The 25,285-nt window shown below is 70.3% G+C and carries 26 protein-coding genes and 1 pseudogene; 15 read left to right on the top strand and 12 right to left on the bottom strand.

Annotation, left to right across the window (positions count from 1 at the left end; all coding sequences use genetic code 11):
- Nucleotides 1–87: 87 nt before the first annotated feature.
- Nucleotides 88–837, top strand: coding sequence for an ArsR/SmtB family transcription factor (locus BDK92_RS10495; protein WP_121156545.1), 750 nt, complete (start codon nucleotides 88–90; stop codon nucleotides 835–837).
- A 150-nt stretch (nucleotides 838–987) separates the two neighbouring features.
- Here BDK92_RS10495 and BDK92_RS10490 read toward each other — a convergent pair whose 3' ends face one another.
- Together BDK92_RS10490 and BDK92_RS10485 are read right to left on the bottom strand one after the other, a co-directional pair.
- The gene (locus BDK92_RS10490) at nucleotides 988–1,959 is read right to left on the bottom strand and encodes an alpha/beta hydrolase (protein ID WP_121156544.1); all 972 of its coding nucleotides are present in this window, start codon (nucleotides 1,957–1,959) and stop codon (nucleotides 988–990) included.
- 65 nt (nucleotides 1,960–2,024) lie between these two features.
- Nucleotides 2,025–2,330 (bottom strand): putative quinol monooxygenase, encoded by a 306-nt coding sequence (locus BDK92_RS10485; RefSeq protein ID WP_121156543.1) that lies wholly within the window; start codon nucleotides 2,328–2,330, stop codon nucleotides 2,025–2,027.
- Between the two features lie 156 nt (nucleotides 2,331–2,486).
- On the opposite strand from BDK92_RS10485, the gene BDK92_RS10480 reads away from it, so the two are divergent.
- From BDK92_RS10480 to BDK92_RS10465, 4 genes are all read left to right on the top strand, one after another.
- A complete protein-coding gene (locus BDK92_RS10480) occupies nucleotides 2,487–3,392 on the top strand; it encodes an AraC family transcriptional regulator (RefSeq protein WP_121156542.1) in 906 nt (301 codons plus the stop codon).
- A 207-nt stretch (nucleotides 3,393–3,599) separates the two neighbouring features.
- Complete coding sequence (locus BDK92_RS10475; RefSeq protein ID WP_121161929.1) at nucleotides 3,600–4,082, top strand: (2Fe-2S)-binding protein; 483 nt, start codon at nucleotides 3,600–3,602, stop codon at nucleotides 4,080–4,082.
- Nucleotides 4,069–5,088, top strand: a complete 1,020-nt coding sequence (locus BDK92_RS10470; RefSeq protein WP_121156541.1) for an FAD binding domain-containing protein — start codon at nucleotides 4,069–4,071, stop codon at nucleotides 5,086–5,088. Before BDK92_RS10475 ends, BDK92_RS10470 begins: the two co-directional genes overlap by 14 nt.
- The gene (locus BDK92_RS10465; RefSeq protein ID WP_121156540.1) at nucleotides 5,085–7,322 is read left to right on the top strand and encodes a xanthine dehydrogenase family protein molybdopterin-binding subunit; all 2,238 of its coding nucleotides are present in this window, start codon (nucleotides 5,085–5,087) and stop codon (nucleotides 7,320–7,322) included. The genes BDK92_RS10470 and BDK92_RS10465 overlap by 4 nt, the downstream gene beginning before the upstream one ends.
- Before the next feature lie 12 nt (nucleotides 7,323–7,334).
- Here the strand turns inward: BDK92_RS10465 and BDK92_RS10460 are convergent, their stop codons facing one another.
- Both BDK92_RS10460 and BDK92_RS10455 read right to left on the bottom strand, forming a co-directional pair.
- Entirely contained in the window at nucleotides 7,335–7,658 is a 324-nt protein-coding gene (locus tag BDK92_RS10460) for a nuclear transport factor 2 family protein (protein ID WP_121156539.1), read from the bottom strand.
- 76 nt (nucleotides 7,659–7,734) lie between these two features.
- Nucleotides 7,735–8,304 carry a MarR family winged helix-turn-helix transcriptional regulator gene (locus BDK92_RS10455; RefSeq protein ID WP_246016945.1) on the bottom strand — a complete coding sequence of 190 codons (570 nt, stop codon included), beginning with the start codon at nucleotides 8,302–8,304 and terminating at the stop codon, nucleotides 7,735–7,737.
- 156 nt (nucleotides 8,305–8,460) lie between these two features.
- Between BDK92_RS10455 and BDK92_RS10450 the strand changes: the two genes are divergently transcribed.
- Nucleotides 8,461–9,117 (top strand): FMN-dependent NADH-azoreductase, encoded by a 657-nt coding sequence (locus BDK92_RS10450; protein ID WP_121156537.1) that lies wholly within the window; start codon nucleotides 8,461–8,463, stop codon nucleotides 9,115–9,117.
- A 162-nt stretch (nucleotides 9,118–9,279) separates the two neighbouring features.
- Here the strand turns inward: BDK92_RS10450 and BDK92_RS10445 are convergent, their stop codons facing one another.
- Nucleotides 9,280–9,660, bottom strand: a complete 381-nt coding sequence (locus BDK92_RS10445) for a winged helix-turn-helix transcriptional regulator (RefSeq protein WP_121156536.1) — start codon at nucleotides 9,658–9,660, stop codon at nucleotides 9,280–9,282.
- A gap of 64 nt (nucleotides 9,661–9,724) precedes the next feature.
- On the opposite strand from BDK92_RS10445, the gene BDK92_RS10440 reads away from it, so the two are divergent.
- Together BDK92_RS10440 and BDK92_RS10435 are read left to right on the top strand one after the other, a co-directional pair.
- Nucleotides 9,725–10,645 (top strand): LLM class flavin-dependent oxidoreductase, encoded by a 921-nt coding sequence (locus tag BDK92_RS10440; RefSeq protein ID WP_121156535.1) that lies wholly within the window; start codon nucleotides 9,725–9,727, stop codon nucleotides 10,643–10,645.
- A complete protein-coding gene (locus BDK92_RS10435; protein WP_121156534.1) occupies nucleotides 10,642–11,949 on the top strand; it encodes an FAD-binding oxidoreductase in 1,308 nt (435 codons plus the stop codon). Before BDK92_RS10440 ends, BDK92_RS10435 begins: the two co-directional genes overlap by 4 nt.
- Before the next feature lie 57 nt (nucleotides 11,950–12,006).
- Here the strand turns inward: BDK92_RS10435 and BDK92_RS10430 are convergent, their stop codons facing one another.
- The 3 genes from BDK92_RS10430 to BDK92_RS10420 form a co-directional block, all read right to left on the bottom strand.
- Nucleotides 12,007–13,212, bottom strand: a complete 1,206-nt coding sequence (locus tag BDK92_RS10430; protein WP_121156533.1) for a low temperature requirement protein A — start codon at nucleotides 13,210–13,212, stop codon at nucleotides 12,007–12,009.
- Nucleotides 13,213–13,448: 236 nt separating this feature from the next.
- The gene (locus tag BDK92_RS10425; RefSeq protein WP_246016943.1) at nucleotides 13,449–14,849 is read right to left on the bottom strand and encodes a glycosyl hydrolase family 18 protein; all 1,401 of its coding nucleotides are present in this window, start codon (nucleotides 14,847–14,849) and stop codon (nucleotides 13,449–13,451) included.
- 546 nt (nucleotides 14,850–15,395) lie between these two features.
- Nucleotides 15,396–15,590: a CsbD family protein gene (locus BDK92_RS10420; RefSeq protein ID WP_121161927.1), complete on the bottom strand. Its 195-nt coding sequence runs from the start codon at nucleotides 15,588–15,590 to the stop codon at nucleotides 15,396–15,398.
- Nucleotides 15,591–15,733: 143 nt separating this feature from the next.
- Here BDK92_RS10420 and BDK92_RS10415 point away from each other — a divergent pair, with 143 nt between their 5' ends.
- Complete coding sequence (locus BDK92_RS10415) at nucleotides 15,734–16,507, top strand: MBL fold metallo-hydrolase (RefSeq protein ID WP_121156531.1); 774 nt, start codon at nucleotides 15,734–15,736, stop codon at nucleotides 16,505–16,507.
- Nucleotides 16,504–17,061 (top strand): DedA family protein, encoded by a 558-nt coding sequence (locus BDK92_RS41130; protein WP_121156530.1) that lies wholly within the window; start codon nucleotides 16,504–16,506, stop codon nucleotides 17,059–17,061. The genes BDK92_RS10415 and BDK92_RS41130 overlap by 4 nt, the downstream gene beginning before the upstream one ends.
- A 900-nt stretch (nucleotides 17,062–17,961) precedes the next feature.
- Here the strand turns inward: BDK92_RS41130 and BDK92_RS41125 are convergent.
- A pseudogene (locus BDK92_RS41125) lies at nucleotides 17,962–18,897 on the bottom strand (alkaline phosphatase family protein); the annotation flags it as partial.
- A 734-nt stretch (nucleotides 18,898–19,631) separates the two neighbouring features.
- On the opposite strand from BDK92_RS41125, the gene BDK92_RS10400 reads away from it, so the two are divergent.
- From BDK92_RS10400 to BDK92_RS10385, 5 genes are all read left to right on the top strand, one after another.
- Nucleotides 19,632–20,453, top strand: coding sequence for an MEDS domain-containing protein (locus BDK92_RS10400; protein ID WP_170208541.1), 822 nt, complete (start codon nucleotides 19,632–19,634; stop codon nucleotides 20,451–20,453).
- Nucleotides 20,450–20,890 (top strand): ATP-binding protein, encoded by a 441-nt coding sequence (locus BDK92_RS10395; RefSeq protein ID WP_121156528.1) that lies wholly within the window; start codon nucleotides 20,450–20,452, stop codon nucleotides 20,888–20,890. The genes BDK92_RS10400 and BDK92_RS10395 overlap by 4 nt, the downstream gene beginning before the upstream one ends.
- 48 nt (nucleotides 20,891–20,938) lie before the next feature.
- Entirely contained in the window at nucleotides 20,939–21,085 is a 147-nt protein-coding gene (locus BDK92_RS38920; RefSeq protein WP_170208540.1) for a hypothetical protein, read from the top strand.
- Nucleotides 21,086–21,179: 94 nt separating this feature from the next.
- On the top strand, nucleotides 21,180–21,500 hold the full coding sequence (locus BDK92_RS10390; RefSeq protein WP_121156527.1) for an ArsR/SmtB family transcription factor: 321 nt from the start codon (nucleotides 21,180–21,182) through the stop codon (nucleotides 21,498–21,500).
- Nucleotides 21,497–22,030 carry an SRPBCC domain-containing protein gene (locus tag BDK92_RS10385; protein ID WP_121156526.1) on the top strand — a complete coding sequence of 178 codons (534 nt, stop codon included), beginning with the start codon at nucleotides 21,497–21,499 and terminating at the stop codon, nucleotides 22,028–22,030. Before BDK92_RS10390 ends, BDK92_RS10385 begins: the two co-directional genes overlap by 4 nt.
- A gap of 64 nt (nucleotides 22,031–22,094) precedes the next feature.
- On the opposite strand, the gene BDK92_RS10380 is transcribed toward BDK92_RS10385, so the two are convergent.
- From BDK92_RS10380 to BDK92_RS10370, 3 genes are all read right to left on the bottom strand, one after another.
- A complete protein-coding gene (locus BDK92_RS10380; RefSeq protein ID WP_211349170.1) occupies nucleotides 22,095–23,582 on the bottom strand; it encodes a DHA2 family efflux MFS transporter permease subunit in 1,488 nt (495 codons plus the stop codon).
- 191 nt (nucleotides 23,583–23,773) lie between these two features.
- Entirely contained in the window at nucleotides 23,774–24,202 is a 429-nt protein-coding gene (locus BDK92_RS10375; protein ID WP_121156525.1) for a VOC family protein, read from the bottom strand.
- Nucleotides 24,203–24,211: 9 nt separating this feature from the next.
- Nucleotides 24,212–24,670 carry a helix-turn-helix domain-containing protein gene (locus BDK92_RS10370; protein ID WP_121156524.1) on the bottom strand — a complete coding sequence of 153 codons (459 nt, stop codon included), beginning with the start codon at nucleotides 24,668–24,670 and terminating at the stop codon, nucleotides 24,212–24,214.
- Nucleotides 24,671–25,285: the final 615 nt, after the last annotated feature.

Here is a 25,285-nt window from a genome sequence, read left to right as displayed (position 1 = left end):
AGGGCCACGCTTCGTTGTCGGCCGAAGTCTGCCGGGCGCAGACTGGGCCACACGTTCCGGAGGAGGATGCCGTGGTCAGGGTGGGCGATGGGTAACCGGCACCCACACGAGCAGAGCGCCGGGCTGGCCGCCCTGGCCGGGCTGCTGGCCGACCGTACCCGGGCGACGATCTGCCTGGCCCTGCTCGACGGCCGGGCCTGGACCGCGACCGAGCTGGCCCGGCACGCCCAGGTGGCGGCATCGACCGCGACCGGGCATCTGAACCTGCTGGTCGACGGCGGGCTGCTGACCCAGGAGCGGCAGGGGCGGCACCGGTACGTACGGCTCGCCGGGCCGGGGACCGCCGAACTGATCGAGCTGCTCACGGCTAACCTGCCGCACCGGCCCGAGCCGGTCAGCTCACTGTCGATGGCGCGTCAGCGGGGGGCGCTGGCGCAGGGGCGTACCTGCTACGACCACCTCGCCGGCAAGCTCGGTGTGGGGATCGCCGACGCGATGACGGCCCGTGGCCACCTGGACTGGGCGCGGGGACTGACCCTGACCGAGCCGGGTACGGCCTGGCTGCGCGGGCTCGGTGTGGCCCTGCCACCGTCGGGATCCGGGCGGCGGCCGGTGGTTCGCTCGTGCCTGGACTGGACCGAACGGCGCCCGCACCTAGCCGGGGCGGTCGGCGCGGCGCTCTGCCGGTACGCGTTCGACGCCGGCTGGATCACCCGGATCGGCACCAGCCGTGCGGTCGCGCTCACCGGGCTCGGTCGTGACGCCCTCCGGGAGCAGCTCGATCTCCCCGACGAGGTGGTCGAACGGCAACCGGACGCCAGCACCCGGGGCGGTTAGGCGTCGCCCCGGCCCGTCAGGCGTCGCCCGGATCGGGGAAGGCGTTGCCCTCGCCGGACGGATGTTCCGCCGCCCAGGCACCGCGTGGTGGCCGGACGGTGTCGGGGGAACCGTCCGGCTGGACCACGTACCGCGTCGGGATCCGGGCGCCTATGCGTCGGTGGCGGGGTTCAGGATCCGGTCGAGCCAGTCGCCCCGCGTGCGGCGTGCGGCGGCTGAGACCCGTGCCTGCGGGTAGAGGGCGTCGAATCCGTGGAAGCCGCCCGCCCAGACGTGCAGTTCGGCCTGGCCGCCGGCCGCCCAGATCCGTGTCGCGTAGTTGACGTCCTCGTCGCGGAAGACCTCGGCCGTACCGGCGTCGATGTAGGTGGTGGGCAGGCCCGAGAGGTCGTCGGCGAGCGCGGGTGAGATGTAGCTGGGCACGTTCTCGTCGGCGAGGTCGCCGAGCACCGATCGCCATCCGAATTCGTTCATCTCGCGGGTCCAGACGCCCGGGCCGCCGGAGTACTGCTGGCTTGAGGTGGTGTCGTTGCGGTGGTCGAGCATGGGGTAGATCAGGATCTGGGCGGCGATCGCCGGGGTGTTCCGGTCCCGTGCCATGAGGGTGACCCCGGCGGCGAGGCCGCCGCCGGCGCTGGTGCCCGCGACGATGATCCGGGTGGGGTCGATGCCCAGTTCGTCGGCGTGCTCGGCGACCCAGAGCAGACCTTGGTAGCAGTCGTCGACCAGTGTTGTGCCGGTGGCCTCCGGTGCCAGCCGGTAGTCCACGGAGACCACGACGGCACCGAACCGGTCGAGCCATTCGAGTGGGATGTCGATCTGGGAGAAGCGATCTCCCATCACCATTCCGCCGCCGTGGATCCAGTAGACGCAGGGCGCTGCCGTCGTGGAGCGGCCGGCTCCGGCCGGACGGAGGATCTCCAGTGGGATCCGCGCGCCGTCCGGGCTGGGGATGGTGACCTCGCGGCGGTCGACGGAGCGGCCTTCGAGCAGGGTCTCGATCGGGGTCGGCGGGAATTGGCGGATCTGCGCGAGTACCTCGGTGTTGAGCTGGGGCATGAGTGGCATGTCGGCGAGAAGTGCGCGCAGTTCGGGGTCGGTGTGGGGGCGTGCGAGCGTCATGGTGGTTCCTTCGTGGAGGGGGAGCGGGTTGACCTTGAGGGGGCGGGTCGTCTGGGCGGCGGGGCTCAGAAGGCGGCCTTACCGCCGACCGGTACCTCGTCGGCGTACTGGGACTCGCCGGCGAGCAGTGGCTGGAGCTTCGCGACCAGTGCCGTGGCTTCCTCGGTCGCGAAGAACCTGCGGTGAGCGTCCGCGCTGGTCCAGCCTTCGGTGACGTGGACGATGTCGCGGTTGCCGGCCGAGCGGCTGACCAGGAAGACAACGCAGTCGGGGTGCGGCAGGGACGGCGCGTCGAGGAGGAACTCGACCAGTTCGTCGCCCTTGCCGGGCTGCGCGGTCATGGTGGCGTGGAAACCGTGGTTGACGATCATCGGTGCATCTCCTCATTCGTGGGACTGTCGCGTGTTCCTGCGACATCGACCTACTCATCAAACCACCGTGACCAGCACAAACGTTAGAAGGATGCTCCTTACCTCTTGCCTGATCCTACTTTTGTCGCGAGTATCGTTCCGTGCTTCAATCGGTGCATGAGCCTTGATGAGCTGCGTACCCTGCTCGCCCGGCACGTCCGACCGGACATGACCACCGCCATCGACGGTGTCCTGATCTCGAAGGTCGAGCAGCCGCCACCGCCGTCAGCGTCGATGTCGGGCACCGTGATGGCACTCATCGCGCAGGGCGCGAAACGGATCGCACTCGGCGACCGTGTGTACGAGTACCGCGCGGGCCAGTACCTCGTCGCCTCGGTCGATCTGCCGATCACCGGCCACTTCACCGAGGCCAGCCCCGAGTGGCCGGCGCTGGGCTTCGGCCTGACCCTGCAGCCGGCCGCCGTTGCCGAGTTGCTGTTGCAGGCGGCCCCCGGTGACATTCCGCCCGCCGGCAGTGGCGTGCCGTCCGGCCTGGCCGTCAGTGACGCGTCCGACGAGCTCCTCGACGCGGTGATCAGGCTGCTGCGCCTGCTCGACCAGCCACGCGACCGCGCCGTGCTCGCGCCACTGGTCAAACGGGAGGTCCTCTGGCGGCTGATCACCAGCGAGCAGGGTGCCGTCGTCCGCCAACTCGGCCTCGCCGACAGCAGTCTCACCCACGTCGCACGGGCGGTCCGGTGGATCCGTGACCACTACATGCAGGCATTCCGGGTGGAGGACGTGGCACAGATGTCCGGCATGAGCGCGTCCGCCTTCTACCGCAACTTCCAGGCGGTCACCGCGATGAGCCCGATTCAGTTCCAGAAACAGATCCGGTTGCAGGAGGCCCGGCTCCTGCTCGCCACGCATCCCCACGACGTCGCCGGTGTCGGCATGCGGGTGGGCTACGACAGCCCGTCCCAGTTCAGCCGCGAGTACCGCCGCCAGTTCGGCGCGCCGCCCAGCCAGGACGCCGCCCGCCTGCGTGGCTTGCCGCTCGGCGGCACGCCGGCCCTGGTGTGACGGCGTCGTTGGTGGCTGGGAACGGGTGGTCCGGGGCGGGCGCCCGGTAGCGGCAAGCCCTAGAGGCATTTGAAGGGTTTTGTCTGATACAGCCTGATTTCTCGATACTCTCGCCTGGACCAGGAGCGGGGGTGGTGCGACGTGAAGTCGTACGTGGGGGCGGTGGGGACCGCGGACACCGCGGTCGTACGCGGCCCGGGGGAAGTCATGATCACGCTCTCCGTGAACGGAGTGCCACGGACCATTCCGATCGAGCCCCGGGTGAGCCTGCTGGACGCGCTCCGCGACCGGCTCGACCTCACCGGCACGAAGAAGGGCTGCAACCAGGGCGCCTGCGGCGCCTGCACGGTCTGGGTCGACAAGCGGCGGGTGCTCGCCTGCCTGACCCTGGCGATCACCTGCGAGGCCCGGGAGATCACCACGATCGAGGGACTCGCCCAGGATGGCGAACTGCACCCCATGCAGGCCGCCTTCATCGAGCGGGACGCGTTCCAGTGCGGCTACTGCACCCCTGGTCAGATCATGTCGGCGGTGGCCTTCCTGCACGAGGGGCACCAGCCCGACGACGCGAACATCCGCGAGTGGATGAGCGGCAACCTCTGCCGCTGTGCGGCGTACCCGCACATCCGGGCCGCGATCCGGCAGGTCCGCGACGAAATGGGCGTCGGGGGGACCGATGCGACCCGTTAGTTACTCGCGGGTGGCCGACATCGCCACCGCCGTCGGCGTCGTCAGCGCGGACGCGGACAGCTCCTTCCTCGCCGGCGGCACCACCCAGGTCGACCTGCTGCGCATCTACGTCGAACAGCCCGGCCGGCTGGTCGACATCAACGACCTGCCGCTGCGCCAGGTCGACCCGACACCCGGGGGCGGGCTACGGATCGGCGCCCTGGCCCGGATGAGCGACGTGGCCCAGGCCCCGCTGGTCCGGACATGGTTCCCGGTGATCTCCCAGTCCCTGCTGCTCGGCGCCTCCCCGCAGCTGCGCAACATGGCCTCGATCGGCGGCAACCTGATGCAGCGGGTCCGGTGTGGCTACTTCCGCGACCTCGCCGCCGGCTGCAACAAGCGGACGCCGGGCAGCGGGTGCGCCGCGCTGCACGGCGTCAACCGGGAGCACGCGGTCCTCGGTACGAGCGACAAGTGCATCGCCACCCACCCCTCCGACCTCGCTGTCGCGCTGGTCGCGCTCGACGCCGTGGTGCACACCGAAAGCTCCTCCGGCCGGCGCGAGATCGGCATCGACGACTTCTTCCTGTTGCCCGACCAGACCCCGGAACGTGAGCACCCGCTCGGCCACGGCGAACTCATCGTCGAGATCGAGGTGCCGCCCAGCCCGGTGGCGGACCGGTCGCTCTACCTCAAGGTCCGTGACCGGGACTCGTACGAGTTCGCGCTCGCCTCGGTCGCGGTCGCGATCTCGTTGGAGGGCGACCGGATCAGCGACGTACGGATCGCGCTCGGTGGTGTGGCCACCAAGCCGTGGCGGGCCCGTCAGGCCGAGCGGCTGCTGACCGGGGCACCCGCGACGGTGCAGAACTTCGGCGAGGCGGCGCGGGCGGAACTGCTGCCGGCGATCTCGCACGGGATGAACGAATACAAAATCGAACTTGCCCGGCGCAGCATCGTACGGGCCCTGGAGATGGTCACCGCCGACGACTGGCGACAAGGTGTGGGAACGGGAGGCGCGGCATGAGCCCGGCGATCGGCACCACCCTCGACCGGGTCGACGGTCGGGCGAAGGTCAGCGGCGCCGCCCGCTACACCGCCGAACTGGTCCTGCCCGGACTGGTGCACGCGGTCCTGGTCGGCGCCCGGGTGGCGAGCGGGCGAATCGTCTCGATCGACACCGGCGCGGCGCAACGGGCCGACGGGCTGATCGCCGTACTCACCCACCTCAACCTGCCGAAGATCCCCGGCACGCCGAAACTGCTGCCCTCGCTGGCCGGGATGGCGGCCCCCGGACAGAGCTACTTCCCGATGCAGGACGACGTGGTGCACTACGCCGGGCAGCCGGTGGCCATCGTGGTCGCCGACACGGTCGAACGTGCCGAGCACGCGGCCAGTCTGCTCCGCGTCGACTACGAGGAGACGCCGTCCAAAACCACCCTCGACCAGGTACGCGACCAGGCGTACGAGCCGGAGCGGATCTTCGGTGGGATGCTGCCGGGCCGGTTTGCCCGAGGTGACGTCGAGGCCGGCCTCGGCCAGGCGACGGCTCAGGTCGACGTGACCTACCGGTTCTCGGCCAATCACCAGAACCCGATCGAGCCCTCGGCCAGCACCGTGGTCTGGGACGACGTCCACCGGCTCACCATCTACGACTCCACCCAGGGACCGACCGCCACCCAGTTGACCGTGGCGGCGCTGCTCGGCATCTCGCCCACCCAGATCAAGGTGGTCAGCGAGTTCGTCGGCGGCAGCTTCGGCAGCAAGGCGATGATCTGGCCACATGTCACCCTGGCCGCGCTCGCCGCCCGCCAGGTGGGGCGGCCGGTCCGGCTCTCCCTGAACCGGGAGCAGATGTTCCATTCCTGCGGGCATCGCGAGGAGCAGGAGCAGCACCTCACCCTCGGTGTCGACGCGGAGGGCCGGTTGACCGCGCTGCGTCATCACAAGCTCTCCATCACCTCACACTTCGACGACTGGGCGGAGACCTCGCTGCAGTCGCCCGGGATCCTCTACGCCACGCCCAACTACGAGGGGATCTACCGGATCGCCAAGGGAAACACCATCACCCCGACGTTCATGCGCGGCCCGGGGGAGGCGACGGGGATCTTCGCCCTGGAGTGCGCGATGGACGAACTCGCCGAGCGGATCGGGGTCGACCCGATCGAGCTGCGGCTGCGTAACTTCGCGGACACCGACCCGACCAGTGGCCGCCCGTGGTCGAGCAACGGCATCCGCGAGTGCTTCCAGCGGGGCGCGGACCTCTTCGGCTGGGCCGGGCGTGACCCGAACCCGGGCACCCGCAGGCAGGGGCGGACGTTGATCGGTTGGGGGGTGGCCGCGTCCGCGTACCCGCATGTGGCGCCCCCGAATCCGCAGCGGGCGCGGGCCCGGCTCTACAGCGACGGCAGCGCGGTGGTCGAGGCGGGCGTGTCGGAGTTCGGCACCGGCGTGACCACCGCGATGACCCAGGTCGCCGCCGACGGACTCGGCCTGCCGGTCGAGCGGGTCCGGTTCATCGGTGGCGGCAGCGACCTGCCGAACATCACCGCCGCGGTCGGATCCGCCGGCACCGGCGCGGTCAGCGCGGCGGTGCACCTCGCGTCCACGCAACTGCGCGACGAACTCGTCGGGCGGGCCGTCGCGGACGCGCAGTCGCCGCTGCACGGCGCGGATCCGGGCGCGGTGTCGGTCGAGGACGGGCGGATGCGGCTACGGGATCGGCCCGATGTCGGCGAGACCTACGCCGAGATGCTGTCGCGGCAGTTCACCCCGGACGTCGAGGCGTTGGGCGTCTGGACTCCGCCACCGCCGGACCCCGGGTACGGACTGCACACCTTCGGCGCGCAGTTCGCCGAGGTCGCCGTCGACGCCGACCTCGGCCTGATTCGGGTACGCCGGATGGTGGGGGTCTTCGCGCCGGGCCGGGTGTTGAACCGCAAGACCGCGCACAGCCAGCTCATGGGCGGGATGCTCTGGGGGCTGAGCCACGCGTTGCTGGAGGCGAGCCAGATGGACGCCCGCCTCGGTCGCTGGGCGAACCCGAGCCTCGGGGACTATCTGATCCCGGTCAACTCCGACGTGCCGGACGTGGTGGTGGAGACCATCGAGGTCACCGACACCGTGGTCAACCCGCTCGGCGTCAAGGGGGTCGGGGAGATCGGCATCGTCGGCTCGGGTGCGGCGATCGCGAACGCGGTGCACCACGCCACCGGGCGCCGGGTGCGGCACCTTCCGATCACCGTGGAGGACCTGCTGTAACGCGGCCCGTGGTCAGGCGCGGATGGTCATCCGGGAGACCCGGTCGCCGGCCATCCGGAACGCGAAGGTGCTCGGGCCGTTGAAGCCGTTCCCACCGACCTCGGCGACGACCACGGTCTCCTCGCCGTGCTGCCGTACGTCCCGTACATCGAGGCTGACCTGCTTGCCGATGAACTCGGCGTCGCTCCAGGCGCTGATCCGTTCGGCGCCCTGGAACTCCCGGCCCCAGTCGTCGACCACACCGTCGGTGGTGAACCCGGCGAGGAAGGCCGGCAGGTCGTTCGCGTTGGCCGCGTCGACGAGGGTCCGGACTGCCGGCTGAAGTTCCGTTGCCACGTACTTCTCCTGGTTCTGCTCGGTTTGTCGGGTCGCGGGGTGACGCTACCGCACAGGGCCGGCGAACTCTCGGCGGTCAGGAGGTACGGCGCCGCCGGCGCCCGCCGCGTGGCTCGGTGAGCTCTTCCACCACCTGGCAGGCGTTGTGCAGTGGGTCGAGGCGGTCGGCGTGCGTGGCGACCCGCTGGAGCAGTTCCTTGAAAGCCGGCTGCTCGTTGCCGAGGACGGAGAGGATCTCCGTTTCGGCGGTGGTGAGGGCGTTGCGCCGGTCCTGCCAGAGGGTCCGACCGGCTTCGGTGGCGACCACCCTGCGGCTGCGTCGGTCGCTCGGGTCCGGCTGGCGGGCGACGAGGCCGGCGGCTTCCAGGTCGTCGATCAGGTAGGTGAGGACGGTCCGGTCGATGCCGAGTTGGGCGCCGAGCGCGCCCTGGTTCATGGCGAGGTTCTGGCTCGCCGAGGCGACGACCTGGTAGCCCCGGGCGCCGCCGGGGACGTCGTCGAGGAGCTCCCCGACCGCCTTCGAGTAGCGCCGCAGGATGACTCCGAGGGCCCAGCCGAAGTCGTCCTTGAGCAGGTCGGCCGCGACCTGCTCGCCCCGGTCGGAGGAACCGGGGGCGTTCGGCGTGGTGGCTGCATCGTGGGACACACCCCCAGCATAGCGATCCGAAAAGATAATCTGTTCAACAGATCTTCTGTTCAGCGGTAGTGCGATAGTGCAGATGATCTGAGTCACAGTCATGCTGCATCCTGGATTATCTGCCAATACTTTAGTCTGCAACGCAGAATAATTTGGAGGAAAGCAATGAGCCTGTTCCGACTCGACTCGAGCATCCAGGGCGAGCGCTCCACCACCCGCGCGGTCGCCGACACCGCCGAGAAGGCGTGGCTGCGCACCCACCCGTCCGGCCTGATCACCCGGCGTGACCTGGTCGCGTCGCCCCTGCCGCCGCACGCCTGGACCTCGGCGGTCTCCGCCGGATTCGTCCCGGCCGACCAGCGCACCGACGAGCAGGCCGAGTCAGTCGCGCTCAGGACCGCACTCTTCGATGAACTGCTCGCGGCCGAGGCGTACCTGCTCGCCGTCCCGCTCTACAACTACGGCGTCTCCCAGCACGTGAAGAACTGGATCGACCTGCTGCTCACCGACCCGCGGATGGGGACGGGGCAACCGCCACTGGCCGGGCGCCCGGCGGCACTGATCACCGCCCGGGGCGGCGGCTACGGCCCCGGCACCCCACGCGAGGGCTGGGACCACGCCACGCCGTACTACCGCCGGATCTTCGGTGACCTGTTCGGTATGGAGCTGCACGTCAGTGAGATCGAGCTGACCATGGCCGAGAGCAACCCCGCGATGGCCGAACTGCGCGGCCAGGCCCGTCAGCAGTTGGAGGCGGGACACGTGTCCGCCGAGAAGCACGGTGAGCTGCTCGCCCAGCACGTCCTCGACCAGCAGAGCTGACCGGCGACACGGACCCTCCGGATCATGCCCCCGACCGACGACCGGTACGGGGGCATGACCGTGCGCGGACCGGTCCGTAGCGGCGGCCACCGGCGCCGTGACCACCTCCGGGGTGCCGCGTCCGACTCCCTGGCCGGGGGTGGTTGCCAGGTGCCGGGAAGGTCACGTGTGGGCAGGGTTGTCCGACGAGCGCCGAAGACTCCAGGCCACCAGGGGTTGCAGGACGGACATCAGTTCCCGGCCCTCGCCGGTGAGCGCGTAGCGGATCTGCACCGGGGTGCTCGGGATCACCGTACGTTCGATCAGGCCCTCGGCCTCGAGTTCCTTGAGACGCTGGGCGAGCAGGCGGTCGGAGATGCCGCCGCCGACCATCGTGCGGTACTCGCCGAACCGGCGGGCGCCGCGCAGCCCGGCGAGCAGGATCGCACCGGTCCAGCGACGTCCGACCAGCTCGAGCGCCCCCTGGAAGCTGCGGCAGGAGAGATCGTCGATGCGCTCGTGCTGTCCGGGTGGGGTAGCGGCGGGCGTCGTCTGCTGAGTCACTTACCTAATGTAAGTAGCTAATCTCAAGTTTGCCAACCCGGTGCCCGCTGCCGAGGGTTGACGCATGACCGATTACGGACACCCGATCACCTTCGGATTGAGCCTCGACCCAGCGGTCGACCGGCTCCCCGAAACCCGACAGATGGCGCGGCACGCCGCCGCCGGCGGCTTGGACTACCTCGCCGTGCAGGACCACCCGTACCAGCCCGGCTACCTCGACGTCTGGACGATGATCAGTCACCTGGTCGCCGAGACGGAACGGATCGCCTTCTTCCCCGACGTGGCCGACCTGCAACTGCGCCCGCCGACCATGCTGGCCAAGGCCGCCGCCTCGCTCAGCGTGCTCAGCGGCGGCCGGATCATCCTCGGCCTCGGCGGCGGCGCCACCGCCGACGGCATCGCCGCGATGGGCGGCCTTCGCCGCGACGGCCGCCAGATGGTCGCCTACACCGAGGAGGCGTTGCAGGTCATGCGCCGGGCGCTGGCCGGCGGCGCGGTACGTCTGCGCAGCGAACAGCACGACATCGGCGGCTACCAGGCCGGCCCCGTCCCGCCCGCCCCGGTTCCCCTCTGGCTCGGTAGCCAGAAGTCGAGAATGCTCGCGGTCACCGGACGGTCGAGCGACGGGTGGATCTCGCCACTGAACATCTACGTCCGGCCGGACGAGGTCCCCTCCCGGCAACAGCTCATCGACACCGCCGCCCGCCAGGCCGGTCGAGACCCGGCGACCGTGCGCCGCGTCTACAACGTGATCGGCGCGATCGGTTCGTACACCGGCCCCGGGCTGGTCGGACCGGTCGAACTCTGGGTCGACACACTCGCCGCGTGGGCGGTCGAACTCGGCTTCGACACGTTTGTCTTCTGGCCGGCGACCGCACACCTGCGCCAGGCCGAGATCTTCGCCGCCGAGGTGGTGCCCGCCGTACGCCAGCGGGTCCAGGAGCTCCGTGGCCAGCGGGGCGACGGGTCAGGGGGCCGGCGATGAGCAGGCTGAGTTCCGTACCGGAGCAGTTGCGGGGGCGGATCGTCGGACCCGACGACGCCCGCTACCCGCTGCTCCGATCCACCTACACCAGGAGCTTCCAACCCGCCGCCGTGCTGCTCCCGGAGAGCACCGAGGAGGTGGTCGCGGCCCTCCGGTTCGCCCGGGACCAGGGACTGGCCGTGGCCGTCCGCAGCGGCGGGCACGGCCTCGCCGGGGACTCCGCCAACAACGGCGGCGTCGTCATCGACCTCTCCGCGATGGACCGGGTCGAGCTGATCGACCGGGCCTCCCGGCTCGTCCGGGTCGAGGCCGGGGCCCGCTGGGGTACGGTCGCGCGCTCGCTCGCCCCGTACGGATTGGCGATCAGCTCCGGTGACCACGGCAACGTCGGCGTCGGCGGCCTCACCACCGGCGGGGGCGTCGGCTGGCTGGTCCGCCAGTACGGACTGACCATCGACCACGTCCGCGCGGTCGAACTGGTCCTCGCCGACGGCACCACCGTACGGGCCGACGCCGACCACGAGCCGGAACTCTTCTGGGCGGTACGCGGTGCCGGTGCCGGACTCGGCATCGTGGTGGCGTTCGAGATCGAGGCCATCGAGCTGACCGACGTCGGGTACGCGCAGGTCGTGCTGGAGGCCGATCGCCGTGGCGACACGCTGCGCCGGTGGTCGGAGTACCTGGCGACCGCCCCGCGTGAACTCTCCACCGCGATGAGCGTGGTGCCGTACGGCACCGGGTCGGCGGTGGTCGTCCAGGCGGTGGTCGCCAGCGCTGACACCGGCCTCATCCGAGCCGCCGTCGCGCCGCTGCTCAAGATCGGCGTCAACCTGCTGGAACAGCGGATACAGCTCGCCCCGTACACCGCCCTGGTCTCCACCGCGCATCTGCACCCGAACACCGGGCAGCAGTCGGTGCTCACCACGAACGGGCTGCTGCCCACCTTGACGGCCGAGACCGCCGGGGCGGTGATGGCCGTGGCGAGCGGGCGGGAGCAGATGCTGCTGCAACTGCGATCGGTCGGCGGTGCGGTCAACGACGTCGCGCCCGACGCCACCGCGTACGCCCACCGGCACCAGCAGGCCCTCGTGGTCGGCACCATCTTTCCGGCGCAGCGTGGCGCCGAACTGGACGTGGCGTGGCAGCCGCTGGCCGGACACCTGGACGGGGCGTACGTGAACTTCGAGAGCAGGCCGGACCCGGCCGCCTTCGCCCGGATCTACCCGGGTGCCACGGGTGAGCGGGTACTCGCGACCCGGAAGCGGTACGACCCGGACGCGGTCTTCCGTACCCGGTCGACCTGAACCTCCGTCGGCCGGCGTGCGGTGAGGTCGGCGGCGCGGTGCGGTCGGCGGTGCCGGTCAGGTCGGCGGTGTGGGTGCCTCCGGCATCGTCCGGCGGCGGGACCGGAGCGCGTCGGCGAGCGCCACCGCGGCCAGTACGGCCGCCGCGGCACTGCTGACCGCCAGCGGTGGTACGAGCAGCATCGCCGGTGTCAGCAGGACCAGCGCGATCAGTCCACCGATCCGGGACCGGGAGACTCGGGCGAACACCTGGTACTCGAACTGGGCTCGGCCGGCGAGGAAGAGTGCGGGGCCGCCGAGCATGGTGTAGAGCCAGACCGGGGAGGTGTGTTCGAGGGGGTGGGTGATGGAGAGTTCGTAGCCGACCGCGGTGAGCACGATGCCGGCGATCATGAACAGGTGGGAGAAGGACATGGACCGGCCGAACCGGGCCGGTTGGCGGGCGGTGGTGATCGCGACCGGTAGCAGGTGACCGGCCTGGTGGAAGTAGACCCGCCAGAGCAGCACGGTGGTCAGGAACGAGATCAGGAACGTGGTGGTCCGGTCGACGGCGAAGCTGGCGCCGCTGAAGGTCAGGCCGATCACCAGGATCGACTCGCCCAGGGTGATCAGCAGAAACTGCTGGTAGCGCTCGGCCAGGTGCTCTCCCGCGATCGGGATCTCGGTGGTGGGTGCCGGGCCCAGCTTCGGGATCGGCCAGCCGGCGACGGCTCCGCCGTAGTCGAGCAGGATGGCGATGGTCCAGAGCACCGCGCGGAGCCCGGCATCGTCGTTGATCGCGCCGAACAGCCAGGGCACCGCGCTGAGTCCGAGCCAGATGAAGAGCCGTAAGGGTACGTCCCGATCCCGGCGGTGGACGAGGAAGAGGAAGAGCGTACGTCCGAGGTGGAGCGCCAGGTACGCCACGGCGAAGATGACCGCGTGTTCGCCGAAGCCCTTCGGCACCGCGACCGCCATCACCATCGCGCCGAACATCGTGCCCACCACGACGAGTTGGATCGCCGGCTGGTCCGGATCGAGCCGGCTGGTGACCAGCGCGGTGAAGGTCCAGACCAGCCAGAGGGCGAGGAAGAGCAGCAGCGTCTGGCCGGCCTCGGAGAGCAGGGTGCTCCGTCGGTCGGTGAAGTCGGTGATCAGCCGCTGGGAGATCCGGGTGAGCGCGAAGACGAAGACGAGGTCGAAGAAGAGTTCGAGGAAGGTGGCCCGCTGCGAGTTCTCGGCGCTGCGCAGCACCCCCGGTTCCGACTCCTCGCCGTTGGTCATCGGGTGACCCGATCGGCTCTGTGCCCGCTCGGACCGGGGCGAGCCGCGCCAGGGTGGATCACGGCGCCCCCTCGTCGCTCGGCGATCTCCAGATCCCCAACGAGCCAGTACCCGGCCGGGACGTTGCCGCTGGTCCGGGGTGACGTCATCGACCGTCGTCGGGCAGGCCGGAGGGCCCCGGCGGACGCCTGTCGCGTCTACCGGGGCCCTCCGTGTGCGGTCCTGCCGAGGTCAGGTCAGGGGAGCTGCCAGATCTGGTTGCTGGTGTTGTAGCAGTCCCAGATCTGGAGCCGGGCGCCGTCGGCGGTGCTCTTGTCGGTGACGTCGAGGCACCGGCCCGACTGCGGGTTGCGTACGGTGCCGTTGCTCTGGCCCTGCCAGACCTGAGCGCCGCTGCCGTTGCAGTCCCACAGCTGGATCTTGGTGCCGTTGGCGGTCCCGGCGCTGGTGATGTCCATGCACTTGCCGAGTGCCCGGATGGTGCCGTCGGTGCCGACCGTCCAGGTCTGCGCGTTGCTGCCGTTGCAGGTGTAGAGCTGGATCGGGGTGCCGTTGGCGCTGCTGGCCGCCGCGATGTCGACGCACTTGCCGGCCAGCCCGGTGATCCGGCCGGTACGGCCGCTCGGCGGCGGGTTGCCGCCCCCGCCCATCACCGTGTCGTAGATCGCGCTGACCAGCGAGGTCCCGTCGTTGCGGTCCTGGGACAACTCCCAGTTCATCATGCCGCCGGCGTTGGCCAGTGCCCACTGGGTCTTGCGCTTGACCGTGGGGATGCCGTTGTAGCACTGCTGGGCGCCGTTGGCGGTGGTGCAGTCGCGGTTGGCGTTCGCCGGGTCCAGCTGCACGAGCTGGCTGTACGTGAGGTAACCGGGGCGGCTGTAGAACGGCACCCCGACCACCGTCTTGCTCGCCGGCAGGCCACGGTTCTTCCAGCCCTGGGCGTTGCTGATCGACCAGTCGTAGTTGGCGTGCGGCTCGCCGCCGTCGTACAACATGATGTTGAGGAAGTCGACGTAGCCGAAGACGGCGGGCTGGATGCCGTTGGCGGTGCCGCCACCGGAGACGACCGCGGCGGTGAGCAGCTTGCCCCGGTTGTGCAGCTCGGTGCTCAACTGCTGCATGAGCAGCGTGTAGTTGTTGGCCGAGGTGCCCGGGTCCGGGTACTCCCAGTCGATGTCGACGCCGTCGAGCCCGTACTGGTTGACGAAGTTGATCATGTTGTTGACGAACGTCGTACGCGTTCCCGAGTTGGCGGCGAGCGCCTCGAAGGCCGAGTCGTTGCCGTCGTTCCAGCCGCCGACCGCGATCAGCACCTTGACGTTGTTCTGGTGCCCGAGCGAGACCAACTGCTGGAGCTTGCCCGGCTGGTCCACGGCCTGCAGGCTGCCGTTCGAGTTCGGCAGCACGAACGCGTAGTTGATGTGGGTCAGCTTGCTGTACTGGATGGTGGTGACGTTGCCGGCCCAGGAGGGCATGTAGCCGACGCTCTTGAAGCCGTTGGGGAGCACGGCCGCCTGCGAGGCAGTTGCCGGGGCGAGCGCGGTTGCCGTGCCGACGAGGGCGGTGACCAGGGCCATCGCCCCGGTGAAGAAGCGGGATCTGCCGGTCCGGGCGGGTGCGGGGGATGTGTTGGACATGTTCGACCTTTCGCGACGTACGCGCCATGGGCCCCGCTCCGGGCGGGGTGTGTTCGTGAGCACTCGGCCGACCAGGGCCCAGGGTCGGGTTCGAGGCGGGAGGTGGGGTTGTGCCGTTTGCGACGCTTCAGGTGGGTGAAAGCTTAGGAAACTTAACTATTAAAAGTCAATGGATGTCAATTCATCGCTTGGCAACAAGCTCGACCAGCGGGGACATCCGGTGGCAGTGCGGATCGGGGTCCACTCGCGACACCTGCGACCGAACGCGACCGGCACCGCTGCGGGCGGATCCTTGATCCGGCCGGTGATCCGGGCCTCGGCCTGCTCGGGAGTCAGATCGATGGTGATCGTCGCGCGGCGCTACTCTTCGCCGTCGTCGCGGCGGCGCCGGTTCACGTCCGGCCGGCGCGGGGCGCGTACGCAGCCCGTTGGAGGGGAGGTCACCGGGCTGACCGATGACCGGAACGTAGACAAAAGCCGGCTGGGCGCCCCGGAATCGGGGCGCCCAGCCGGCAGACGTACCAGAGGATCAGAGGTTTTCGAAGGTCAGGGGCGGAACGCGTCCCGGGTGTCGTGGGCGGCGTCCTTGACGTGGTCGCCGGCCTGCTTGACGTTCGCCTCGGTCTGCTGCGTGGTGCCCTCGGCCTGCAACCGCTCGTTGTCCGTGGAGTCGCCGACCTTCTCCTTCACCGCGCCGGCAATCTCTTCGGCCTTGTGCTTGATCTTGTCGCTGATGCTCACTGTGATCTCCACTTGCTTGGGGTGGCGCCGGTGGTTCACCGCTGCCGGAGGATGTGCCCCGTGGCGCCAGCGGCGAAACCGCCACGACCCCGATCACCCACCGCCCCGCCGGCCCACCCTGACCACCCCCGTACGGTGGCAGGGTGGCAGCCGCGGTTCAGGTCACCTGGTGGGGGCACAGCACGGCCTGGATCGAGGACTCCGGGGTGCGGCTGTTGACCGATCCTGTCCTGCGTGACCGGATTGCCCACCTGCGGCGGATGCGTGGGCCGACCCCGCACCTGCCCGGGACGCCGGACGCCGTACTCGTCTCCCACCTGCACGCCGACCACCTCGACATCGGGTCGCTGCGCCGGCTGCCGGAGCGGGTCGCCCTGGTGGTGCCGGCCGGGTCACGCCCGTTCCTGCGTCGCCGGCTCGGCGTCGCCGGTGCGGCCCGCGCGGTCGAGTTGGCGCCGGGCGAGGAGTTCCAGGTGGACGCGGTCACGGTCCGGGCCGTACCGGCGAACCACGACGGCGGTCGGGGGCCCTGGTCGCGGCACCGCGCGATGGCGATCGGCTACACCGTGCACGGTCGGGCGAACACCTGGTTCGCCGGTGACACCGGACTCTTCCCCGGGATGGCCGACCTCGGTCCGCTCGACCTCGCGCTGATCCCGGTCGGCGGCTGGGGACCAACCCTCGGCGTCGGCCACCTCGATCCGGTCCAGGCGGTCGAGGCGGTACGGCTGGCCGGACCCCGGTACGCGGTGCCGGTGCACTTCGGCACCTTCTGGCCGGCCGGCCTGAGGTTCCGGCGGGGGATGTTCCACGAGCCGGGTCAGCGGTTCGTCGCGCACGCCGCGACCGCCGTTCCCGAGGTCCGGGCCACCGAGCTGCTGCCGGGGGAGACGCTAGCGGTGGAAACCGTACGGTGAGCAACGCCATCGGGGTGCTCGCCTCGCTCTTCGTACTGGTGGCCTTCGGCGCGGTGCTGCCGGTCGTACCGACCGGCGCGGCGGTCAGCGCGGCGGCGGCGCTCGCCTTCCACCAGCACTCGCTCATGATCGTTTTTGTCGTCCTGGCCGGTGCGGCCGGCGCCTACCTCGGCGACGCCGTCACCTACCTGCTCTGCCGGGTCGGTGGTGAACAGCTCGCCCGCCGGCTGCGGTGGCTGCGCAACGGCGACCGGCTCGACGGGCTCGCCGCCCGGCTGCGCGAACGCGAGGTGTCGGTGCTGCTGGTCTCCCGGCTGGTGCCGGGCGGGCGGATCCCGGTGCTGCTCACCATCGCCCTGGCCGGCCTAGACTGGCGGCGCTTCGCGCTGGCCAACGCCCCGGCCTGCGGGCTCTGGTCGGTGGTCTACGCCGGCTTCGGCGTCCTCGGCGGCTCGATCTTCCCCGAGCCCTGGCAGGGGGTCCTGGTCGCGGTCGTCATCGTGGTGGCGATCAGCCAGATCGTCGGTGTGGTCCGGCGGCGTTCCGGGGCCTGACCGGCCGCCGACCGGCGCCTGCGTCGGCACGAACGCCCGGTCCGCCGACAGGATCGGCGCGGCCACCCGCTCCGTCGTGGTGGCCGGCTCGTCCGCCTCGCGCAACCCGAGCTGCCGCAGCCAGGCCAGCAACTGCCGGTGTACGGCGACCGGCCCGATCAGCGGGTCGGCCTCGACCGGCCACTCGGCCGGGTGCAGCAGGAAGGCGTCGGTCTGCCAACCACCCAGCCCGCCGTGGCTGCCGACCAACTCCTCGAAGGCGGCCACCTCCTCGGTGCCCGAGTCGATGGTGCTGATCAGCACCAGGTCGCCGACGTGCGCGATCTCCTGATGCCGGAGCAGGTCGGTGGCGGCGCGTGGCCCGTACCCGGCCAGCGGGTCCTCACCGGTGACCCGCCCGTCGCCGAGGTGGTGTTCGCCCCGCTTGCCCACGGCCACCGGACCGGACTCGTCGCCGACCACCACCACCCCGACACCCGGGTGCGCGGCCAGGGCGTTCACCAGGCCCGGGTGGGCGGCCTCGATCTCGGCCCGGGTCGGCTTGCCGGGGTAGCGGGTGAAGTAGACCATCGCCAGGTTGCCCGAGGCGACCACCAGCACGTCCGTACGGGCGAGTTCCTGGGCCTCACCAGCAGGGCCAGGTCGGGGTGGCGTGGCGGGTTCGCGGGCCGGGCCGAGTCGCACCTCGCGGTCGACGGTCCGGGAGCGGACCGCCGCCCGGGTCGCCGCCGCGCCCGGTCCCGGTCGACCACTGATCTCGGTGAGCAGCGTGTTCACCGGTCCCCAGTGCTCGACCGGTCCGGTCGCGGCCGACGCGGTCCGCTCACCCCGCGCCGATCCGTTCCGGCTGGCCCGGTTGGTCCCACCCACCGGGGACGTGCTGTCATCGGCCGCCCGCGCCACCTCGGCGGTGGCGTTCACCAGGCGGTCGACCGTCTGGGCCAGCGACTCGCCGTACCGCTGCCGGAAGGTCTCGCCCTGACTCTGGCCGTGGTCGGAGAGAACGACCAGGTGGTAGCGCCGGTCGGCCTCGGCGGCGAGCCGTTCGAGTACGCCGAGGACCTGGTCGAGGCGGCCCAGCGCGTCCAGCGACTCCGGCCGTGCCGGCCCGGCGTGGTGCGCCACCTCGTCGTAGTCGACGAAGTCGCAGAAGATCACCGGGGCGCCGAGCGCCATCTGTTCGGCGATCAGCGAGACGTTCATGTCGCGCAGCATGCCGGCGAGGGGGCGGAGCACCAGGAACGCCCCGGACCGGCTGACCCGCGGTCGGATGTCGCGCAGCCGCTGACCACGGGCCTGGTGCAGCTCCTTGAGTACGCGTCCGAGGCCCAGCACGATCGCGCGGGCGAAGCCGGCCGGGCTGATCATGAACTCGGCGTAGCCCCGGGAGGAGCGGCCCGGCAGGGTGGCCCGGCTGACCGTGAAGAGCGTCGCGGGCGCGTCCCCGGAGAAGATGTTGCTGATGCTGACACCGCCGTCGCGGAGCAGCCCGCGACCGTCGGAGAGCTGGCGTTCGATCTCCGCGGCGTCGCGCGGCCGGTTGGCGACCATCAGTCGCCCGGCCTCCTTGTCGTACCAGCGGAACGCCGGCACCGACCGGTCGTCGCCGTGCAGGATGCCGGCCTGCGCCCCCGGCGTGGTCGCCGGCAGGCCGGTGTGCCAGGCACTGAGCCGGTGACTGCGCAGGCGGAGCCAGCGGCCGGTGTTGGGCAGGTTGCCGGCGTGGATCGCCCAGCGCAGCAGCGGAGCCGACACCCCGTCGAGCTGTACCACCAGCAGGCCGTCGCCCTCGGGTGCCGTACCCCGCTTCTGAGCCGTCCGGCTCACCTTGCGCATCAACCGCAGCGCCTCGCTGACGAAGGCGTCGTCGGTGCCGGAGTCGGTCAACCAGTTGACCACGGCGGCCAGCGCCACCGCGAACCACGACGCCGCGAACGCGGCCGGCAGCCCGGAGAGGTGCGCGTCCGGGGCCAGCCGCAGCGCCACGTACAGGATGATCGTCTGCAGGCTGGCACCGACGATCATCGCGCCCAGGCCGCCGAGCACGGTCGCCAACGCCAGCAGTACGGGTCGTAGCAGGGCGCCGACGACGGCGACCAGGACCACCACCCATCCGATCGCGATCAACCCGTCGGCGTCGACCCCCGGCATCAGCCAGAGCGTGCCGCCGAGGACGACGAAGAGCGTGACCGCGCTGCGAACGAGCCCGGCCAGGCGGGCGACGGTCGGGCGCCACGAGCGAAGCTCCCGCAGGACGAGTCGCATCCGTCCCGGCCGGACCGGGGTCGGCGGGCGGGGCGCAGCGGCGGGCACGGTCACCGCCCCACCTTGGCACAGCCCCGCAGCGTCGGGTCGGGTCGTGACGTACCGCGACCGCTCGATGTGATCAGGTCAACAACGGGGCGGGTACGCCGACGATCGCCCCACCCCGGCCCACCTTGTCCGCCCCCCGAGGTGACGGATCGGCCGGCGGGCCTTACGGTGGGTCCAGCTTCATCACGGTACGGAGGCGGGGCTGCATGGCCGAGGCTGTCCGGGTAGACGAGCTCGAACTCGGGGACCATGGGTGTTTGACGTTCTCCGATCCGCAGGAGCGGCTGGATCTGCTGGCCGCCTTCGTCCGCGATGGCCTGCGCCAAGGGCAGAAGGTGCTCTGCTGGACCGACTCGGTCGACCCGGAGCAGTTGGGTCGGGAACTGCTCGGCCGCTCGGTACGCACCGGCAGCGCGCTGCGACGCGGGCAACTGCGTTTCGAGACCATGGAGGCGTCGTTGCTGGCCGGCCGGACGGCGGACGCGCTGAGCATGGTCGACACGCTCGCCGAGCAACTGGAGTTGGCGGGGCGGGAGGGTTATCCGGGGCTCCGGGTGACCGCGGACATGTGCTGGGCCACCCGTCCGCTGGCCGCCCCGGAGGAGCTGCTCACCTTCGAGCAGGAGGTCGGGGCTCTCTTCGCCGACGGGCGTCTCTGCGTGATCTGCCAGTACGACCGGGAGCGGTTCGACGCGGTCACCCTGGCCTTTGCCGCGAAGGCGCACCCGAGGGCGGTCGCCGCGCTGGCGTACCACGACGACGCGTTGCTGCGGATCTGCCGGCAGTACAGCCCGCCCGGCATCCGGATCGCGGGTGAGCTGGACTACCAGCACCTCGACGAGCTGAACCGGGCACTGACCGAGACGGTACGGCTCGACCGGCACCCGCACGTGAACCTGACCGGGCTGGACTACATCGACGCGGCCTGCGCCTCGGCGATCACCCACGCCGCGCTGAAGCTGCCCGCCGCCCGGCGGATGACCGTGACCTGCCACGGGCTGGTGCGGAAGGTGATGGAGCTGGTCGGTGCGACCGGCCTGACCGGGACCGACCGGTTTCGGATAACAGCGGCACCATGAGTACTTCCGATCCGCGTGTCGCCGCCTCGGCCCAGGGAGAGAATCCCGAGCCGGAGGAGGTCACGCTCGACCATGCCTTCGACGGCGACGGCCTGTACGGCATGCGGGCCACCATTTCCGCGCACGCCGATCTTCTCGGCATCGACAACGAGCAGTTGCAGCAGTTGTTGATCGTGGCGGGGGAGTTGGCGAGCAACGCGGTCCGGCACGGCGGCGGCCGTGGCCGGCTGCGACTGTGGCGGGACGGTGCGCGGCTCTGCTGCCAGGTCAGCGACGCGGGTACGGGGATCAGTGAGCCGGCCAGCGGCACGACCCAACCGGCGGCCACCCAGATCGGCGGCCGGGGTCTCTGGATCGTCCGGAACCTGAGCGCGGAGCTGTTCATCCGCAACGACGCACCGGGGACCACCGTGACCGCGGTGATCAGCGCGGGCTGATCCGTTCGGGTCCACGGCGGGGGCCGGGTGGCTTCTATCGTGACGGGAATGAATATCCCTGAGCTGATCTTCGCTTTCGTGCTGTGGCTGGTCGGGCTTTTCGTCCTGTACGCCGTGGTCCGGTTCGCCGTCCGTCATGCGATCGAGGACGCGGACCGGCGCCGGGCCGCCGAGCGTCGGCAGCGCGGGGCCTGAGCCCGGTCCGTCCGGGTCCGACATGCCGGTACGAGGGTTGTCCGGGGTTCCGTCAGCCTTGACATGTGACCATTGGGTCACATAACTTGGCGTCATGACGGACGACGACCGGGTCTTCAAGGCACTGGCCGACCCGACCCGTCGCTTCCTGCTCGACCTTCTTTTCGCTCGCGACGGCCGGACGCTCACCGAGCTCGAATCGGAGCTGGAGATGACCCGTTTCGGCGTCATGAAACATCTGAAAGTCCTGGAAGAGGCGGGTCTCGTCAGCGTGCGCCGGTCCGGCCGGGAAAAGCTGCACTTCCTCAACCCGGTGCCGATCAGGCTGATCCACGACCGGTGGATCGACAAGTACACGGAGCGTCACGTGGTGGCGCTCATCGACCTGAAGAACCATCTGGAGGAGCAACCATGACCACGAACACCGACGTCTCGGCCGACACCACCACCCAGGTCTACCGGGTCTACATCAAGTCCACCTCGCAGAAGATCTGGGACGCCATCACCCAGCCGGAGTGGAACGCCCGCTACGGTTACGGCGCCCCGGGGATGTACGACCTGCGCCCCGGCGGCTCGTACCACTCCACCCCGAGCGACGAGATGCGCAAGTACGCCGCCGAGAACGGCTTCCCGATGCAGGAGGTCATCGTCGACGGCGAGGTCATCGAGGTCGACCCGCCGCGCAAGCTGGTCCAGACCTGGCGCCTGCTGATGGACGAGAGCACCGCCAAGGAGCCGTTCACCACGCTCACCTGGGAGATCTCCGAGCTGGCGGCGCAGCCGGGCGTCTGCCGGCTCACCGTGACCCACGACGTCACCGATGCCCCCGCCACCGGCGCCATGACCGGGGGCAAGCACGAGGAGAGCGGGGCCGGCGGCGGCTGGGCGTGGATCCTCAGCGACCTCAAGACCCTCGTCGAAACGGGCTCGGCCTTCTCCTCCTGAGCCGACCGGTCCCGACCGGACCCGGCGGCGGTGCGCCTCCACCGGATCCGGTCGGGACCGCCGCTCAGCGGGTCGCCCCGACGATCTCGGCGGTCGGGTCCCGCAGTTCCGGGTCGACGCGCTCGAACAGCAGCAGGATGAGCACTCCGCCGAGCACCATCAGCCCGGCCCCGGTACGCAACGCGACGACGTAGCCCGACACCACCGCGACCTGTGCGGCCACCCCGAGTTGGAGCTGGTCGTCGGTGTAGCGGAGCGCGAGGGTCACCAGCACGGCGAGTCCGAGCGCACCGCCGATCTGCTGCATGGTGTTCTGCACCCCGGAGGCCAGGCTGGAGTCCTGGGCGGTCACCCCGTGCAACGCGGCATTGGTCGCGGCCGGCATGGTGGCGCCGGCGAACACCCCGAACACGATCATCCCCGGCAGGATGCCGCTGACGTACCGGGTGTCGACGTCGATCGTGCTGGTCAGGAACAGCCCCACACCGGCACCGATGAAACCGGCGGCGGCCACCGCCTTCACTCCCAGGCGGGGAATCAACGCGGTACCCACACCGATGCCGACCCCGATCGCGAGCCCGAGCGGCAGCCAGGCCAGCCCGCTCACCAGCGGGGAGTAGCCCAGCACCTGCTGCTCGAACAGGGTCAGCATGAACGTGTACGAGATGAACGCCGCCATGAAGAAGAGCGAGACGACGTTGATCACCGACCTCGTCCGGTTGGCGAAGAAGGCCAGTGGGATGAGCGGATCTCTCGCCCGACGCTCGACGACGACCGTGGCGGCCAGCAGGCAGACACCGCCGACCAGTGGAAACACCACACTCGCGGACCTCCAGGGATGCTCGGCGGCCTGGAGCAGCCCGTAGACGATGGCGACCAGACCGGTGGTCGAGGTGATCGCGCCGGTGACGTCGAGTCGTTGACCCCGCTCGCGCACCATCCGGCTTTCCGTGACCAGGCGAGGCATGATCAGGAGCACCAGTGCGGCGAACGGCAGGTTGATGTAGAAGATCCAACGCCAGGAGGTCAGGTCGGTCAGCACGCCGGAGATGACGTAACCCAGGGTCCCGCCGAGCGCGACCAGGCCACCCCAGATCCCCAATGCTTTTGTCCGCTCCTTCGGATCGGTGAAGAGCAATGCGATCAGACCCAGTGACGCCGGGGCGGCGATCGCCTCGGCGACGCCCTGGCCGAATCGGCCGGCGATCAACATCCCCGGGCTGACCGCCGCGCCGCAGACGGCCGAGGAGACCGCGAAGATGACGACACCGGTCAGCAACAGGCGTCGCCGGCCGAAGACGTCGGCCAACCGCCCGCCGAGGATCAGCAGCCCGCCCGCAGCCAGCACGTAACCGTTGACGACCCAGGCCAGCCCGGCCTCCGAGAAGCCGAGGCTGCCCTGGATCCGGGGCAGCGCCACGTTCACGATGGTCATGTCCAGCAGGATCATGAACGCCAGGCCGGAGAGCAGGGCCAGCACCCACCATCGCCGGGGATCCGCTCCCGAAGCCCCGGCGCCTGCGGCGGCCGTACCCGAGCTGACCGTGGTCACGCCCGTCCCCCTCCGATTGTTTTGCGGACCGGCGCAACCTGCTCCGCCCGATTGGCGGGGCGCGGGCCGGAATGATCGACAGTGACGATCGGGCACGGCGAACCACCCGTCCGAGTCGGAGGCCCTCCCCCCGATGGATTTTGTGAGGGCCCCGGGTGCCCGGCCGGATGTGCCGTGCCCGGCGGGCTGGATCAGGCGAAGTCGGCGGGGTTGAAGGCTCGTGGCTCGACCAGCACCATCCAGTTGCCCGAATTGTCGCGGGCGACCGCCTCCACCCCGTACGGGCGCTCCTCCGGGGTCTGGATGAACGCCACACCCTTGGCGCGCAGCTCGTCGTAGGTCTTCTGGCAGTCGTCCACGCGCAGACCGAGGGCGAACATGCCACCGTCGTCGAGCGCCCGGTTCATCTCGGCGACCATTCCCGGCGAGTACGGCGGGCCGGGAATGGTCAGGTGGACCTCAAGTTCCGGCTGGTTCGGGTGCTTCACCGTGCACCAGCGGTAGCCGTCGCCGAGCGCGACGTCGGTGTGTTCCTCAAAGCCGAGGACATCGATGTAGAACGCCTTGGACGCGTCCACATCCTTCACGAAGACACTGGTGATCGAGATGTTGGTAATCATGTGACCAGGCTATGAGTGCTCCGGGGCCGGCGGCTTCTCCTGAGTTGCACATTCTTTCCGTTCGGCCAGCCCCCACATGAGCACGAAGCATCCCGGGATCCGGGGCGCGCCGGTCGCCGCCCACCGTCGCTGGAACTCGCTCGGTGTCTCCCCAACAAGTTCGCGGAACCGACTGCTGAACGAGCCGAGGCTGGAGAAGCCGACGGCGTGGCAGACCTCGGTGACGGTGAGGTTGGTGACGCGAAGGAGGTCCTGCGCCCGTTCCACCCGGCGGCGGCAGAGGTGCGCGGCGGGGGAGAGGCCGTACGTGGCGGTGAACATCCGCTGGAAGTGGTACTTGCTGATCCCCGCCACCGCGGCGAGCGTGTCCAGATCCAGCGGCTCGGCGTAGTGGCGGTCGGCGTGGTCACGGGCCCGCCGCAGGTGGACCAGCAGGTCACCTGGGGCCTGGCGGCGCGCGTCGCTCACCGGGGCAGTCTAAGGCGCGCAGGCCGGCGGGCCAGCAGCCACGCGCGTCCGGGACATGGGCCCGGCGCCGACCCGTCGAAGACCCGACGGTGGTGGGCTGGTACATACATGACCGGGGTAGCGCCCCGGCGCGCGTATTTGTTACTCCGACACGCCAGGTTTCGACATTGACAATTACCACTTATTTTCGGGCTTACGTTCCTTGCTGTCCGAATACCTCCACTCCTAGCCTTGCATTTGTCCTGCGGATTCGCGGTCGTCCTCGAGTCGGATGCGGGCGGTGACGTCGTCCCGTCCGCCGACCTCTGCTGTGCGGGCGGTGGGCGGCGGCGGAAGGTGACCGACAGAGAGGTGTGGACACGTGGCGACGTTGCGACCGGGACTGTTGGCGGTGGCATTCAGGGGCGGCGCGGCCGGTGGTCGTGGTCAGACCGCATCCGCGCCGTCACTTACACGACCCAGGGATTCCGGTACGTGGTGACGGCGGTGGGGCACGCCGAGGGGCGCCCGCTGGTGTGTCTCGCCGCGCCGGCAGTCGCGCCCCAGGTCAAGCTGACCGAATTGGCTGAGACCGTGGTACGTGCCTTCTGACGCGTGAATTATCCGGTGTTGTCA

It is taken from the genome of Micromonospora pisi (assembly GCF_003633685.1).
Lineage (GTDB): Bacteria > Actinomycetota > Actinomycetes > Mycobacteriales > Micromonosporaceae > Micromonospora_G > Micromonospora_G pisi.
This window is presented reverse-complemented; position numbering and strand designations above follow the sequence as displayed.

What these genes read in the sequence shown, in the direction of transcription:
- BDK92_RS10440 (WP_121156535.1), top strand. Translation starts at nt 9,725, where the DNA reads ATGACCGATTACGGACACCCGATCACCTTCGGATTGAGCCTCGACCCA.
- BDK92_RS10430 (WP_121156533.1), bottom strand. Translation starts at nt 13,212, where the DNA reads ATGACCAACGGCGAGGAGTCGGAACCGGGGGTGCTGCGCAGCGCCGAG.
- BDK92_RS10480 (WP_121156542.1), top strand. Translation starts at nt 2,487, where the DNA reads ATGAGCCTTGATGAGCTGCGTACCCTGCTCGCCCGGCACGTCCGACCG.
- BDK92_RS10475 (WP_121161929.1), top strand. Translation starts at nt 3,600, where the DNA reads ATGATCACGCTCTCCGTGAACGGAGTGCCACGGACCATTCCGATCGAG.
- BDK92_RS10435 (WP_121156534.1), top strand. Translation starts at nt 10,642, where the DNA reads ATGAGCAGGCTGAGTTCCGTACCGGAGCAGTTGCGGGGGCGGATCGTC.
- BDK92_RS10485 (WP_121156543.1), bottom strand. Translation starts at nt 2,330, where the DNA reads ATGATCGTCAACCACGGTTTCCACGCCACCATGACCGCGCAGCCCGGC.
- BDK92_RS10425 (WP_246016943.1), bottom strand. Translation starts at nt 14,849, where the DNA reads ATGTCCAACACATCCCCCGCACCCGCCCGGACCGGCAGATCCCGCTTC.
- BDK92_RS10470 (WP_121156541.1), top strand. Translation starts at nt 4,069, where the DNA reads ATGCGACCCGTTAGTTACTCGCGGGTGGCCGACATCGCCACCGCCGTC.
- BDK92_RS10490 (WP_121156544.1), bottom strand. Translation starts at nt 1,959, where the DNA reads ATGACGCTCGCACGCCCCCACACCGACCCCGAACTGCGCGCACTTCTC.
- BDK92_RS10495 (WP_121156545.1), top strand. Translation starts at nt 88, where the DNA reads ATGGGTAACCGGCACCCACACGAGCAGAGCGCCGGGCTGGCCGCCCTG.
- BDK92_RS10390 (WP_121156527.1), top strand. Translation starts at nt 21,180, where the DNA reads ATGACGGACGACGACCGGGTCTTCAAGGCACTGGCCGACCCGACCCGT.
- BDK92_RS10395 (WP_121156528.1), top strand. Translation starts at nt 20,450, where the DNA reads ATGAGTACTTCCGATCCGCGTGTCGCCGCCTCGGCCCAGGGAGAGAAT.
- BDK92_RS10465 (WP_121156540.1), top strand. Translation starts at nt 5,085, where the DNA reads ATGAGCCCGGCGATCGGCACCACCCTCGACCGGGTCGACGGTCGGGCG.
- BDK92_RS10385 (WP_121156526.1), top strand. Translation starts at nt 21,497, where the DNA reads ATGACCACGAACACCGACGTCTCGGCCGACACCACCACCCAGGTCTAC.
- BDK92_RS10450 (WP_121156537.1), top strand. Translation starts at nt 8,461, where the DNA reads ATGAGCCTGTTCCGACTCGACTCGAGCATCCAGGGCGAGCGCTCCACC.
- BDK92_RS10375 (WP_121156525.1), bottom strand. Translation starts at nt 24,202, where the DNA reads ATGATTACCAACATCTCGATCACCAGTGTCTTCGTGAAGGATGTGGAC.
- BDK92_RS38920 (WP_170208540.1), top strand. Translation starts at nt 20,939, where the DNA reads ATGAATATCCCTGAGCTGATCTTCGCTTTCGTGCTGTGGCTGGTCGGG.